1 protein-coding gene (only partly in view) is annotated in these 15,768 nt (G+C 75.8%); it reads right to left on the bottom strand.

Features of this window, described 5'->3' with window-relative positions; translation table 11 throughout:
* A protein-coding gene (locus OIE12_RS29340; RefSeq protein ID WP_329140488.1) for a hypothetical protein crosses the window boundary here: on the bottom strand, positions 1-15,768 show its end. The gene runs 20,637 nt beyond the window's last position; the window shows 15,768 of its 36,405 coding nt (coding positions 20,638-36,405); its start codon lies off the right edge, out of view; it ends in the stop codon at positions 1-3.

Below are 15,768 nucleotides of genomic sequence, written 5' to 3' on the forward strand. Positions count from 1 at the left end.
TCAGTCGTCGTCCGGGGCGGGGGGAGTGGTCGAGAAACTCTCGCCGTCGAAGTACAGGGTGAGGGGGGCGCCCTCCTCGGGACCGTAGGCGCGGACGTCACCGCCGGGGAGGACCAGGCGTACCGGCCGTCCGGTCTCCCGGGCCACCAGTGCGGCCAGGGTGGAGATGTAGGCGGGGGAGTCGGGGCGGTCCAGCACCAGGGCGAGGCGTGCGGCCTCGTCAAGGCCCGCGTCCGCGACGGTCAGCACGCCCTGGAGGATCGACTGGGCGCGCAGCGCGTCGGTGAGGGCGTCGATGCTCTCCAGGCGCTCGTTGCTCACCTCGGTGTCGGGGCCGGGGAGCGCCGCGTCCCCGGGGGCGCCGTGCGCGGACACGTCGGCGCGGGCCCAGTCGCGGAGCGCGCCGTGCGGGTCGCGGGCGCGGGTCCAGGCGGGGGCGGCGCCGGACGCGGTCAGCAGCCGGGAGAGCGAGCGGACGAAGGAGTCGGGGCGCTCGCCGCGGGGGACGACGGGGCCGGCCCCCTCGCCGCCGTCACCGTCCTCGTCCTCGCTGTCCGCACCGTCCTCGTTGTCCTCGCTGTCCTCGTCGACCTCCTCGACTTCTTCGGCGTCCTCGGCTTCCTCGGCCTCGGCCTCGTCCTCCGAGTCCGACGACTCCGCCACCTCGCCGCCCGTCCCCGGGGTGAGCCGTGCCGGTGCGGGGCGGGGGGTGCGGTGGGGCCAGGCGGCCGGGGTGGAGGCGAGCGAGTCGGTCGGCAGCGGGACGGTGCCGTCGCCGGCCGCCGCCCTGTCCGCCTCCAGGAGGGCGACCCGGTCCGTCAGGGTGCGCTGGGCGGTCCGCTGGAGGTTCGCCTGGTGGGTCTGCTCGGTGAGGGCGTGCGCGATCTCGTTCTGGAGCGCGTCCACCGCCCGCTGTGCGGCGTCCCGCGCGGCGACGGCCGCGTCGTGGCGGCCGGTGGCCGCGGTGAGCGCGGTGCGGGCCGCCCGGTCGTCCGCGAGCGCCGCCGTGGCGTCCCGCCGGGCGCGCTCCAGACCGGCGGCGGCCGCGCGGGCCGCGTCGCGGGCCAGGCCGAGCCGGCGCGCGGCGTCCTCGGCGACGTGCCGGGCGGCGTCGAGGGCGCGGTCGGCGTCCTGGGCCGCCGTCCGGGCGGCGGCCAGCGCGGTGCGGGCATCGTCCCGGCGTGCCGTACGCCGGGTGACGGAACCGCCCGACGAGGAGCTGCTCGTACTGCGCCGGGAGCCGCCGCCCCGCGCGGAGGAGGCCGCGGCGGTGGCCTCTCGCAGGGCACGCTCCGCCGTCTCGAGCGCGGCCTCGGCCGCCGTCACCGCCTGGTGCGCCGCCCGCGCGGTGCCGTCCGCCGCCGTCACCCGGGTCTCGCTGTCGGCCACGTCGGCCGTCAACTCCGTGACGCGGCGCCGCCGTTCGCCGTCGGTGCGCTCGGCGGCCGTGAGCGCCCGCTCGGCGGCGGTACGGGCGTCGCGGGCGGTGTCGGCGGCGGTGCGGGCACCGGCCAGCTCCGCCGCCGCGTGGGTCACCGGCGGCAGGGCGTCGTCCCGGGTCCGGACGAGGCCGGGCATCCGGGTCTGCAGTCCCGCCTCCCGCGCCCGCGCGTCGGCCTCCGCGCGCCCGGCCTCCTCCAGGGCGCGCACCTGCTCCCGTACGCCCGCCCAGCCGTCGGCGTCACCGTCGTCGGCGGGAGCCGCGGCCGGAGCGGCGGCCGGCGCCGGGACCTCCGCCGGCTCCCCGTCGGCGTCGAACCGCCGGAAGCGCAGGCCGTCCCCGTCCCGCAGCGCCAGTTCGACCGGCCGGCCGAGGCGTGCGGCCAGGCCCGAGGCGGCGTACAGGGCGCGCGCCGTCTGCGGCGCGCCGCCGTCGGTGGCCAGCCACAGCTGCACGGTGGTGTCGTCCCGGCCCTCGCCCGCCCGGACGCCGTCCGCCAGCAGCCCCGGCAGCTCGCGCAGCGGCACCGTCCGCCAGTCCCGCAGCACCTCGTCGGCGCGCGCGTCGTCCCGGCCGTCGGCCGCACGGACCTGCGCGTCGGCGGCCTCGCGGACCAGCGAGGCGCCGTCGAACACGCCGGGGTCGGTGCGCCCGGCGGTGACCCCGAACCCGAGCACGTCGCGCTCCCGGGGCCGCATCCGCACGGTGCCGGTCACGTACCGGTCGCCGTCCGGGCCGTGCACCGTGATCAGCGCGTCGACGAGGATTTCGTGGCTGCGGCTGCCGCGGCTGCCCTCGGCGGCGGCGGTGTTGCCCTGCTTGAGCCAGTTGCGCCGGGTCCCGCTGACGGCGGCGCCCGGGCCCGGGGCCTGCGGCTGGCGGGCCAGCAGCGGCAGCGTGAACCCGACCACGTGCCGGTTGTCGTCGGTGGCCGCGAAGCCGCCCTGCAACGCCAGACCGCCGGTCAGCCCCGCGTACGAGGAGGAGCCCGCGCTCACCGTGGGCAGCCGCAGCCGGTCCAGCGTGACGTCCCCGGTGTCGGTGACCGGGCGCGGCCGGAACAGCTCCACGGTGAGCCGGGGCGGGGTGCCGGGCGGGCCCTGGAACGGGTACGCGCCCGGCATCCTGGTGGTCAGGCCGGCCGGTCCGCGCGGCCGGTCGAGGGAGAGCGTGCCCGCCTGGATCAGCTCGCCGACCCGCACGGCGGTGGCGTCCGCCGAGTCCGAGGCGGCCAGCGACTGCCAGGACCGCGTCAGCTCCGGGGCCACCTGCGAGAGCGCGGTGGCGAGTTCGGCACCGCCGTCGAAGGCGAACACCGGCGCGGGGCCGCCGGGCGTGAACCGCCGCCCGCCCACCGCCGCCGGGCGCGCCGTGTGCAGGCCGACCGCCAACGGCGTCTCCACCGGGGCGGGTTCGCCGGTCTCGCTGCCGGTGAAGCGCAGCGCGGCAGCGGTGTACACGGTGGTGCTCCGGGCCGGGCGGCCCCGGAAGACGTGCGCGATCCGCTCGGCGAGCGCCGTGTCCGCGTCGGTCAGGCTCAGGATGCCGTGCTGGAACATGCTGCCGGGCAGCTCCAGGAAGCCCGTCATGGGCGTGGAGCGCACCTCGGCGACGATCCGGTACGGCACGCCGTCGAAGTCGGCGGCGTTGTCGGTGCGCAGCCAGTAGCGGTTCTCGGCGGCACGGGTCGCCCGCGCCGCGTTGCCGCGCACCGTCTCACCGGTCAGCAGCGCGCCGGACCGGTCGGTGCGGGGCCCGCCGGTGACCCGCGGGAACCGCCCCTGCAACTGCACGAACCCCGCGTGCCGGACGTTGCGGGCGGTGGCGTCGGTCACGGACGACGGCGTGTGGGCGAGGAACTGCTCGATGCCCGCCCCCGACGCCGACGGGTGCCCGCGCAGCGCCCGCAGCGCGTGGTCGTCGGCGTCCGGCTCGGCCCGCAGCACCACCTCGACCAGCCGGGCGCCGCCGTAACCGACGTGCCGGTAGTGGAACCGCTGGCTGTGGCCGGGGCCGCGCCCGGCCAGGGTGCGCAGCCCCGCCGTGGAGGTGAGGTCGGCGATCCGCGCGGCCACGCCCGGCAGGTGCGAGGCGTGCCCGGGCAGGGTGGTGCCCGGGGCCACCCGCTCCACCAGGTCGAGCAACCGTCCGCGCAGCACATCGGGCCGCTGCACCGTGCGCGTGGCGTCGGTGAACTCGCTCATCGCCTGCACACTGCCGAGCCCCACCTCACGGCCGGCGAGATAGCGGCGCGGCAGCGGCACGGAACCCACCACGGGCGGCGGCACCGTCAGCCCCGCCACCGACGCGAAGAAGGCCGCGTGGCGCCGGATCTGCGCCGGGGTCGCGAGGAACCGCACCCCGTCCGGCACGTCCACCGCCACCGTCACCGCACGGCCCTCGCCCATGCCGACCGCGTTGCCGACGGCGTTGCGGCGGCCCCGCCGGAACGTCACCAGGAGTGTCGCGTCGGCCGTGATCCGGTGCTGGTCGCCGCTCTCCGTGGCGGTGCGGTACACGGCCGTCGAGGAGGCGAGCGCCCGGGACTTCTCACGCCGCCCGGTGCGGGTGACCCGCGCCGACGGGTTGAGGACCCGCGGCCGGGACGCGGACTCCGCCGTACCCTCGCCCGCCTCCTGGCCCCGGGTGTCGGAGCGGGCGGCGAGCACGCCGTCGAAGTCGTTGCCCGCCGCCTGGTCGGCCGCCGGGGTGCGCGAGGACGAGGTGCTGTGGACCGCCTGGAAACCGCCCGCGAACTGCCCGCTGCGCACCGTGCCCCGCTGCTGCGCGGCCCCGTCGGCGGCATTGAGCCCCGTCTCGTAGTACTGCGGCACCGCCCCGTCCCCGCGCGGCCTGCGCAGCACGCCCCGGATCTCCACGGAGATCACCTCGTCCGCGGCGAGCCCCGGCAGCGCCAGCCCCTCCACCACATAGGCGCCCTTGAACACCTGGTGGGCGCGGGCCGGCAGGACGACGGGGCTGCGCGCGGCGGTCAGCAACTGCGCGGCCACGGTGGTCGGATCGGTGGCCGACGCACCGGCCAGCGACTCGCCCACGGCCCGCCCGGCCCGCGCCACCACCGCCGGGGTGTACTCCGCCGCCGCGTCCCGGACGTCGTCCAGCAGACCGCGCGCCGGATGGCCCGGGTAGGTGTTGCCGAGGACCGCGCGGAAGGCGTCGTCCAGGGCGGCCGACGCCCCGAACACCTCCACCATCGCGTCGTCCGGCAGCAGCACCGTGCCCGGCAGCGGGCGGCCGGCGTCGTCGGTCAGCTTCCGCAGATCCTCGTCGGCCGTCGTGGCCGCCCGCACGGTGTGCGGCGCGGGCGCGGCCGGAACGGGCGCCGCGGCGGGCAGCGTACGGTGCGTCGGCACCGACAGCCGCACCGTGCCCGGCACCCGGTCCGGCGGCGGACCCGCCGGGGCGGCCGGCGGCGCGCCGGGCGGCACGTACGGGGCGGGCACCGTGTGGTGCGCGAACCGCACCGCCGGATCGTCCCCGGGGCCCTCGTACAGGTCGAGCGCCAGCTCGGCCGGCACCTCGAACACCTCGCTGCGCTGGCCCTCCCCGTTGCCGATGAACAACTGATCGTGCCCGACCGACAGTTGCACGCTGTGGTCGTGCCGCTCCTGGTGACCGCCCACCCAGTCGCCGCTGCCGCCCACCGTCCAGGCGCCCTTGCGCACCGGCACCCCGAACGTGCCGCCCGCGCCGTACGACCCGCCGACCGTGAAGCCCTTGTGGTCGTTGCCCCCGAGCGACAGCGACGCCACACCCATGCCCTGCACGTCCGGCAGCACCCGCGTGTGCACGCTCGGACCCGTGCCCCGCACCGCGCTGAGCACCAGCCGCACCCGCCGTGTCCCGGTCGCCGTCGGCAGCTCCAGGAACAGCGAGTGCCCGCCGTCCACCATCGCGTCCGTCGCCGCCCGCGTGCCGACCTCGGAACGGGCCTGCTCGAACAGCCGCAGATTGTTCAACTGCGCCTGCACCAGCGCCTCGTCGGGCAGCACCCGGTTGCGCGCGTGCGTCTCGGGCGGCAGGAAGCCCTCGCGGCGCAGCCATGTCTCGGCATGGCCGAACAGCGGATCGGCGCCCTCCACGGCCAGCGGCGTCGCGGTCGTCCCGATCGACCTCAGATGCTCCAACTCCGCGGGCAGCCGCCGCAGTTCCTCCGCGGAGGGAACGTGCCCCAGGGCATCCTCGGCGGCCAGCAGCCGCAGATGCATCCCCCGCGGCCAGCGGCCCGGCGCGAACTCCTTCCGCCCGCCGCCCGGCAGATGCAGCACCAGCGTGTGCCGGACCTCGACCGGGGCCAGCAGATGACCGCGGTTGCTGCGCACCGCGTGCATCAGCGCCGCACTGCCGCTCTGCGCCAGCGACTGGTGCGCGTTGGCCTGGACCGCCGCGCGCCCCAGGACGTTGCCGCCGATCCGGCGCATCGCGTCCGGATGCCCCTCCGCGTGGTCCCCGGTGAGCGCCGGACCGACACTCCCGGACAGCGTCACCCCGCTGGTGAACGCCGACTGCGCGTCCAGCTTCACCACCTGCGTCAGATGACTCTCCAGGTTGATCTTCCCCGGCACGCTCCGCCGCAGCGGGTCGCCCACGACCGTCCGGGTCAGCAACTGGAACATGCCGACCGCGCGCCCCGACGAGTCGAGCAGCACCGGCGAGAACACCCCCCGGTCCCGCTGCATCGGCAGGGTGCCGGCCAGCAGCGGCTCCGACAGGAACGTCTCGAACTGCGCCACCGAGTCCTCGTCCAGCGACCCCAGCTCCGCCGCGAAGTGACCGAGCGCCTCCGCGAGCAGCCGGTGCGGCTCCGCCACCGTGTCCACACCCCACACCGGCGAATCGTCCAGGCCGGCCGCCTGCGGCAGCTCCCCCTCCTCGTCGAAGGCCAGATGCTGCGGGAACCAGAACGTCACCTGCCCGTGCGCCCGCGGCGCCCCCCACGTCACCGGCGGCGCCAGCCTCGGGGTGTCGGTCCGCACCTCGAACCGGGCGGTGAAGTCGTACGGCTCCGACGGCTCATTGCTGCGCTGCGCCGACGTCGCCTGCACCACCGTCGTCACCGACGCCGTCGACGACAACTGGTTCAGCGCCATCGCCAGCGACAGCGCGGCATCCACCCCGCGCACCGGAATCGCCCGGGTCACCGGGAACAGCCCGGTCCACGGCAGCAGCAGCGTACGGACCGTGCCCGACGCCTCCGAGGCCACCGACTCCTGGGTGCCGATGCCACGCCGCTCCACGCGTACGTCCCGCTCGCCGCCCTCGTACTGCCCGTACCGGGCCGCCGCCACCGGGGTGTCCAGCCGCATCCGTACGTCGACGGTCCGGTCCCTGCCGTTCACCCGCACCGTGATCCGGTGACCCAGACTCCCGCGCAGATACGGCAGGTTCAGCACCAGCTCCGCACCGCTCGCCACCGTCCGCAACTGCTCCCGCACCGGATGATCGGCCGCGGCCCCCGCCAGCCCGAGCGCACCGAGGATCTGCTCGTGCAGCCCCTCCACCACGGCCGGCGGCAACGGCTCCAGGTACACCAGGCCCACATTGCCGTCCAGTTGGGCACCGTACGCGAGCACGTACGTGGAGGACGGTGCGGCGACGGGTGCCTGCGAGGTGGGCCAGGTGGGGGGTTCGGTGGCGGGGTGGGGCGCTTTGTCGGGGTTGAGGGCGGGGGTGTCGGTGTTCTGTCCGGTGTGGTCGTGGAGGGGGGTGTTGGTGGCGGCGGTGACGTTTTCGATGGTTTCCAGGTAGCGGTGGGGGATCTGGAAGGGTTGGTTGCCGTCGGTGGTGGCCATGAGGCCGGTGGTGTGGACGGCGGTGCTGTGGGGGTGGTTGCGGAAGAGGAAGTCGTTGTCGCGTTGTTCGTCGGGCAGGCCGAGGTAGTGGAGGAGTTCGTGGAGGAGGTCGGCGTCGCTGTGGTTGAGGTCGAAGTGGCGTTGGTTGGCCCGGGTGGGGTTGGCCGTGTCGGTGAGGTTGATGGCTTCGGGGTGGGTGGGGTCGTTGTGGAGGGTGATGGTGAGGTGGAACTGGTCGCGTGAGGTGGGCAGGGCGAGGCCGTTGTTGAGGTGGGTGTCGGCGAGGCGGGTGAGTCGGTCGTTGAGGGTGTCGCGTTGTTCTTTGGTGAGGCCGGTGGTGGGGAGGTTGAGGGTGTAGTCGCGGATCCAGGTGTTGTCGGTGGTCTGGATGCGGCGGACGTCGGCGCGGATGAGGGTGGTGGCGCCGGAGAGTTTGCCGGGCTCGGGTGGGTTGGCGGTCGGGTCGGCGTGGGGGTCGAAGCGTTCGGTGTGGAGGGTGGCGTGGGGTGCGTGGGGGCGCAGGTGGGACCAGGTGCCCTTGGCGACGGGTTTGGTGATGCGGGGGGCGGGTTCCTGGTTGCGGTTTCTCGGTGTGGGGCGGTGGCGGCCGTTGGGCTGGGTGCTGGGGGCGTCGTCGGCGTGCCGGGGCGCGCTGGACGTCGTGTGGGTGGTGGTCGTGGGCGTCGTGGTGCTCGCGCTGTAGTGGTTGAGGCCGGTGTAGTGCACCTCCAGCGTCTGCGGTGCGGTGGCCGGGCCGTAGCGGTTGACGATGCCGCGCGCCCTGCCGGTGGCGGAGACGCCGGCCGTCGCGGCGGAGAGGGGCTGGAACACGTCGACGGCGACGCCCAGTACGTCGGCGAGCAGGGGCAGGAAGGTGTCGCCGATCGGGCCGCCCCACGCCGTGTCCCAGTTCCGCACCGCCGACCGCAGGACCCTCGTCTCGTCGGGGAAGAGCGGCAGCGTGCTCTCGGGGTAGTGCGCGATGAGCAGGGCGCGGCGCTGGGCGCGATCGAGCTGGGCCAGGGTCGGCAGGGCGTTCTGCGCGCGCAGGTAGGCGAACATCTGGCGGTTGCTCGGCGGGCTGCCCGCCGGGGCCGGTGCGGCGCCCGGCGCGGTCACGGCCTGCGCGTACCGGGTGTGGAGGTCGAAGGGCGACATCTGCTCCGCGCGCGTGAGCCCGTGCAGCCCGAACCTGGTGAGTTCGGCGGTGAGCGCGGCGTCGTCCATCCTGTTCACCCGGGCCGCGTACGGGGCGACGAGACCGCTGCGGAGCTGGCTGACGGTGTGCGGGGACAGCGGGGGCGGCGCGGTGGTGCCGGGGGTGGCGAGCGCGGTCAGCCGCTGCTCGACGAGGCCGCGCAGCGCGTCCCGCACGTAGTGCAGCCTGGTCGCCGCGGCCTGCCCGGCCGGGCCGGTGGGCACCGTCGCCAGGTCCCGCAGCGCCTGCTGGACCAGGGCCGGCTGGTTCAGCCAGGCGGCGGCGCCCGGGTTGAACCCGGGGGTGGCGGCCAGGCGTGAGCCCACGACGCGGGGGGCGCTGCCGATGGCCGCGTAGATCAGACAGTAGCCGTCGCCGGGGGTCTCGACGGCGTGCCCGGCGGCGTCCACGTACGGGGAGGCCGTGGGCGTGGTGCCGGCGGGCGGGACGACCGCGGCCTTGCCCTTGTCTTCGCCGCTGCCCTTGTCCTTGCCCGTGTCCTTCTTCGGGACCGTGGTGGTGCCCTTGACCGGGGCCTTGGCCTTGGGCGCCTCCTTGGCCTTGGTCTCGGTCCTGGTGTCCGTGCCGGTGGTCTTCGGAGCGGGCTTGGGCTTCGCCTTGGGGACGACCGCGCCCGGGGTGTGCGTCTGTCCGGCCGCCGGGAGCGGGGCGAACTCGCTTTCGGGGGCGGGCCAGCGGGGCGGGGTGGTGGCGAAGGTGGTGCGCAGCGACTGCTCCGGCGCCGGGGCGTGCGGCCGCAGCGCCACCGCGAGGTCGGTCAGCAGGTCGGGGGTGTCCGTCAGGTCCCGGGCCGCCTGCTGCTGCGCCACCACGGTGGCGACCCGCTGCGCCGTGCGCCGCCCCACCTTGCGCCGCGCCCGGGCGGTCCGGACCGTCGCCCGCGCCTCGCGTGTCCCGGCGATGCGGAGGTCCGCGGTCAGGCGGCGCGCGGTCGCCACCTCCGCCGCGTACCGCTCGCGTGCCGCCGTCCGGACGCCCTCGGCCTGCCGTATCCGCTGCGGCAGCGTGCTCAGTGCGGTACGGGCGTCGGCGAGGGTCTTCCGGTTGGTCTCCAGGCGTGTGGTGACCTGCTTCAGCGCCTTCTCGCCGTCGGCGACGGTCGCCTCGGCGGCCCGCACCCGCGGATCGTCGCCGACGTCGGTGACGTCGGGTGCGGGCGTCCCGGCCGGTGTGCCCCGGCCCTTCGCGGCCTCCGCCGCCGCCCGGGCGGCCTCCGTCCGTTCGGCCCGTACGGTGTCCCGTACCTCCGCGAGCGCGGTGCGCACCTCCCGCAGCCTGGCGCGGATCGCCGTCTCGCGCCGTTCGTCGGCCGCCACCGCGTCGGGCAGGGCGGCCACCACCTGTTCCGCCCGGGACCGCTGCCCCCGCAACGCGGTGACCTGACGCTCGGCCGCCCGGGCCGCCCGGGAGGCGCGTCCCGCCCGCTGCTCGGCCCGCTTCTTCGCCAGGGTCCCCGCCTCGACGGCGTCCCGCGCCGCCCGCAGCCGCTCGTCGGCGTCGACGTGCCGCCGGTCGGCGTCGTACAGGGAACGGGTCAGCCGGTCGATGCGGCCGGGCGCGTCGGCGAGGGTGTCGGCGGCGCCGTGCAGCGTCTCGGCCGCCCTGTGGAAGTCGCCCCACGCGTCGGCGAGGTCGCTGTCGGCCGCGGGGTCGGCGAGGAGGTGGCCGCGCGGGGTGAACGCCCAGCGGCGGATGCCCTCCGGACCCCGGGTCATCAGCTCCACCGGACGGTTGCCGAGCACGGCGGCGCGGGAGGCCGTGTACAGGGCGCGGCCGAGCCGTTCGCCGTCGGTGTCCGGGCCGAGGGCGGCCCAGAGCTGGACCCCGGTGGTGCCGGGCGGCAGGGCGGCGTCGAGCCCGCCGGGCAGGGTCTCGACGGGGTCGGTGGCCCAGCCCGGCAGCACGGCCGGCAGGTCGTACACGCCGGTGGGGGAGTCGCCGGCGGTGATCAGGCCGTGGCCGAGCGCGTCGCGCTCCTCGACGCGCAGGGTGAGCGTGCCGGTGACGTGCAGGACACCCTCGGGCCCCTCGACGAGTACATGGGCGTCGACGTCGAGGAGGTAACTGCGGGTGCCCCGGGAGCCGTCGGCGGGGGCGGCGGTGCTGCCGTTCTTCAGCCACTCGCGGCGCCCGCCGGAGATGTTGCCGCCGAAGGAGGACGGCCGCACCTGCGACTGGACGAGCGGCACGGACAGACCGGCGATGTGGTGGTTGGTGTCCTCGGCGCTGAGGAGTTCGGTGACCCCGAGTCCGAGGGCGTGGTCGGCGCCGGCCATGGTGCCCACCGTGTCGACGGTGTTGTGCAGCTGGTCCAGGGTGATGTCGTTGGCGTGGCTGCTGCGCCGGGGGTTGTAGAGGCTCAGCGTCAGGGCGGGCGTCTGCTCGGGGGCGGACTCGAAGGGGCGGCTGCCCGGCATGCGACGGGTCAGGTCGCTGACCAGGCGGGTGCGGTCCAGCGGGAGGCGGCCCGCCTGGAGGAGCTGGCCGAGCCGTACCGCGCGCCCCTCCAGCGAGACGGAGGTGTCCTGTGCGTGCCAGCGGCTGCCGGGCTGCGGCGCGACCCGCTGGAGCGCGGACTCCAGCTGGCCCCAGCCGTCGAAGGCGAAGACCGGCGTCGGACCCGTCGGGCTGAACATCTGGTGGTCGGCGAGGTACGGGGTCGAGGCCGGGGCGGGCAGGGTCCGGTTGCGCGGGTCGACGGTGGAGACGACCGACGCGGCGGTCGGCGCCGCCGTGCCGTCCGAGGGGGCGGTCTCCGAGCCCGTGAAGCGCAGGCTCAGCCGGACCGGGACCACCTCGGTGCGCGGCTCGCCCCGGGAGAACAGCTCCTCGAACGGGCTGCGTCCGCTCCGCCGCGCCTCGGAGACGGAGACGGCCATGTTCTCCAGGATTCCGCCGGGCACGTTCAGCGGCCAGTCGGCGACCAGCGCGGAGCGGACCGAGAGGACGTAGTCGTACTCCAGTCCGTGGTAGTCCGCGCCGTTGTCGGTGCGCAGCCAGAACCGGTTCTCGACGGTGGCCGCCCGCCGCGCCGACCGGCTCGTCACCGCGGCGGCGGAGAGCACCGGCGCCGTGCGGTCCACCCGGGCCGGGTTGCGCGGCCGCTGGTAACGGCCCGTCAGGGAGACGGGGAGCTGCTTCTGCCGCACGGTGGCGCGGACCGTGCTGCGCCCGGACGCGGTGTGCGACTGCCACTGTTCGAGCCCCGAGCCCCGCCGGGAGGTGCCGGTGACGGCGTTGAGCGCCTGCCCCGCGCGCGGCCGGGCGGTCAGGGTGACCTCGACCAGCCGCTCGCCGCCGGAGCCGTGGTGGCGGAAGTGGAAACGGGTGGTGGCCCGGCGCGGGGTGCCGTCCGGGCCGCGCCCGGGCAGACCGCGCAGCCCGGCGGTCGAACTGAGCTGCGCCAGCCGGGCGTTCACGCCCGCCTGGTGGCCCGGGTGACCCGGGATCGTGGCCCCCGGTGCCTCGCGCTCCACGAGGTCCACCAGCCGCCGGTACACCTCGCCGCGCCGCTGCCTGCGGTACCGGTTGGTCATGGGGATCGCGGTGGTGCCGGCGCGCGGCCGGGGCACCGCCTCGAACTCGCTGACCGACAGCACCCCGCCCAGCCGCAGCTCCCGGTTCCGCGCGTACGGACCCGGCAGCGCGAGGCCCGTCGCGAGCGGGGCGGGCGCGCTCGCCGTGAGGGCGGAGGCGAAGCCCAGCCACTGGGCGTCCCGGGCCAGCTGGCCGTGCGTCATGAGGAACTGCAGCCCGTCCGGCACGTCCACGGCGTAGGTGATCGGGTCCATCGGCCCCTGCAACCCGGTGTTGTCCCCCACCCCACGGGTGCCGGCCCGTACGGTCACGAGGTAGGTGACGTCGGCGACCACCCGGTGCAGGGTGCCGCTCTCGGTGGGCACGCGGTTGACGGCGGTGCTGGAGGAGAGGGTGTCGGAGGCGTCGGTGCGCGCCACGTAACCGAAGCGGCCGGAGGGGTTGAACAGCCCCTTGAACGTCTTGGCGATGCGGTGCGGCCCGCTGGTGGAGACCGCGCCGTCGGACTCCGGGCCGGTGGTCTGGTTCGGACCGGCCGCGTTCCCGGAGTCCGCAGGGACGGTGGGCGCGTTCTGCGAGACCACCCCGGAGAAGCCGAACTGGTGCGACTTGCCGAGGGACTTGAGCTGCTGGGCGTTGTCCGTCGCGGCGACACCCGTCTCCAGGTACTGCGCGGTGCTGTCCAGCACCCGCCCGTGGTGGGCGACGGCCCGGATCTCCAGGGAGTACTGCCCGTCGCCCTGCTGCCCGGGCAGCGTCAGGCCCTCCACGACGTAGGTGTTCTTGAACAGCTGGTGGCCGTGGGCGATCAGGCTCCCGGGGGCGATCGCGGCGTGCCGGGCCTCGGCGGTCCGGGTGGTGAGGTCGGTCAGTGCGGGACCGGCCAGCGGAGACAGCAGTTGCGCGAACGTCTGCGCGGTGGCGGCCGTCGGGCCGGTCCCGGTCGTGCCCGTGGTCGTCGCGGCCGTTCCCGTCGTCGCGGTGGTCGCCGTGGTCGGGGCGGTGCCGGTCGTCGTGGCCGTGCCGGTCGTCGGTACGGTCCCGGACGCCGGGGCCGGTGCCGCGGGCGTCGGCTGTGCCACGCGGCGGATGTCACCGGCCGCCCGCTGGAGCACCGACTCGATGGCGGCGGCGCCGCGCACCGTGTCGATCAGCCCGTCGTCCGGCACCCGCACCACGTCGGCGACCGGGGCGCCGCTGGTGGCGTCGGTCATCTCCAGCCGCTGTCTGTCCACGGCGTTCGGCGTGCGCGGGGCGCCGTCCGCCCGCGCGGCGGGCGCGGGCCGGGCGGTGCGGCCCGCCGGCCGCAGCGTGGTACGGCCCTCCGGCACCGCCAGCCTGACGCTGCCCCGCACCTCGGGCGCGCCCGCGACCGGCGACCCCGGCACCCGGTTGACGTCGGTGCCGAACCGATGGGTGGGCCGCCCGGTGTCGTCGGCGTAGAGGTCCAGGGTGAGCAGTACCGGGATCTCGAACTCGTGACTGTCCTGGCCGGTGCCGATGAAGAACTGGTCGTGCCCGGTGACCCCGCCCACGCTGTCGCCCTGGGTGATCTGCCGGCCGTACTGGTAGTCGCCGCCGAAGCCGAAGGTGCCCCACTCGTTGGCGGTGGGCGCACTGACACTGCCCATGGGGCCCAGCGAGCCGCCGTAGGACTCGCCGCGCTGCTCGCTGTCGCCGTCGGAGGCCTGTGCCAGGCCCATGGTCTGGATGCCGGCGAGGATCCGCCGGTGGGTGCTCTGCGGGATGCCGGTGGTGCCGGGCCGGGGGGTGGTGTCCCGGGTGGCGCCCAGCACCAGCCGCACCCGGCGGACCCCGGTGTCGGAGCCGTCGGGCACCTCGAAGTGGAGCGCATGGCCGCCGTCCACCATCGCGTCGGTCGCCGCGCGCAGCCCGAGCCGGGAGCGCGCCTCGCGCAGCCGGCGCAGGTTGTTGAGCTGGGCGTGCAGCCGTATCTGGTGCTCCGGCTCGAACCGGCGCGCGGTCGCCGTGCCGGGCGCGGGCGGCAGGAAGCCCTCGCGGCGCAGCCAGGCCTCGGCACGGTCGTAGAGGCCGTGGGTGCCGGTGACGTCGAGCGGCGTCGCGCTGAGGCCGATGCCGTCGAGCCGCTCCAGCGAGTCCGACAGCTCCCGCACCTCGCCGTCGCCCGGAACCCGCCCGGCCGCGTCCGCGGCGCTCAGCACCCGCAGGTCCATGCCGTGGCCCCGCCGCAGCACCGGGGCCGCCGTCTCGGTGCCGTCGGGCCGGATCAGGGTGACGTGGTGGTCGACGGCGGCCGGGGCGAGGAGGTGACTGCGGTTGGTGCGGATCGCGTGCATGGTGCCCGACGAGGAGCTGGCGCCGTAGGTGTTGGTGACCGTGCCGAGGAGCTGCCCGCGCAGCCCCGCGCTGCCGCCCACCGCGCTGCTCGCGTCGGCGTGGTCCTCGCTGCGGTCGGCGGTGAGCGCGGCCGCCGCGTTCCCGGTGCCGGCCAGCCCGCTGGTGTACCTCGACGCCAGCTCGACCTTGCCGGTGTTCACCAGATGGCTCTCGAGGTTGATCTGCCCCGCGTTGCTCTGCCGCTCCGGGGTGCCCACCACCGGCGTGGTCACCAGCCGCAGCATGCCCACCACGTTGCCGGACGCGTCGGTCAGCACCGGCGAGTACAGCCCGCCGTGCCACGGCGTCGCCGACGTGCTGCCGTCGAGCTGCATGGGCAGGGTGCCCCGCAGCACCTGCTCGGAGAGGAAGTCGGCGACCTGCCCGGCCGTGGTGTCGTCGAAGTCGGCCCGGAAGGACTGGTGCACGTGCTCGTAGAGGGCACGGGGGTCGATGACCGAGTCGACGCCGAACAGCGGCAGGTCGTGCGGGTCGGCGGGAGCCGGCAGGGAGCCGGGCGCGGGGTCGGCGGCGGTGAGGTGGCGCGGGAACCAGACGGTGGCCGGACCGTGCGACCGCGGGTGGCCCCAGCCGTCCGTGCGCGCACCGGTGGTGGCCGCGGCGGGCGCGGTCACGGACGGCGCGTCCCGGCGGACCCGCCAGTGGGTGGTGAACTCCACCGGGTCCGACGGTTCGTTGGAGCGCTGGGCGGACGTGGTCTGCACGACATGCGTGACCGTGAGCGTGTCGGAGGCCTGGTTGTGCGTCACCGACGGAGTGACCGACGCGTCCAGCGCACGCGCCACCGACGACCCGCCGAACGGCCAGGACCCGGTCCACGGCACCTGGAAGGTGCGGTAGGTGCCGGAGGGCTGCCCGGAGAAGTTCTCCCGGGTGCCGAAGCCGCGCCGCTCGACGTGCTTGTCGGGGTCACGCGTGTCGAACTCGCCCTGGCGCGACGAGGCATGCGGGTCGGACAGGGTGAGCTGTACGTCGATGGTGTGGTCGCGTCCGTCGACATTGATGGTGACCCGGTGACCGCCGGCACTGCGCACGTACGGCAGATGCAGCACCAGGTTGGTGCCGCTGAGCCGGTCCTCGACCTGCGCGCGCACCTCGGCGGGCGGATTGTCCTCGTCGACCCCCAGCTCCGCGTAGACCTGCCGGTGCAGCCCGTCCACCACCTCCGGCGAGAACGGCTGCATCTGCACGAGGCCGACCGTGCCGTCGGGCAGCGCGCCGTAGTTCCGCACGTAGGTGGAGACGGGAGCGGTGGGCCGGGGCGGTGTGGCGACGGGTGCCTGTGAGGTGGGCCAGGTGGGGGGTTCGGTGGCGGGATGCGGGGCTTCGTCGGGGTCGGCGTAGAAGGTGGTGGTGCTCTGTCCGGTGTGGTCGTGAAG

It is taken from the genome of Streptomyces sp. NBC_00670 (genome assembly GCF_036226765.1).
In the GTDB taxonomy this organism is placed as follows: domain Bacteria; phylum Actinomycetota; class Actinomycetes; order Streptomycetales; family Streptomycetaceae; genus Streptomyces.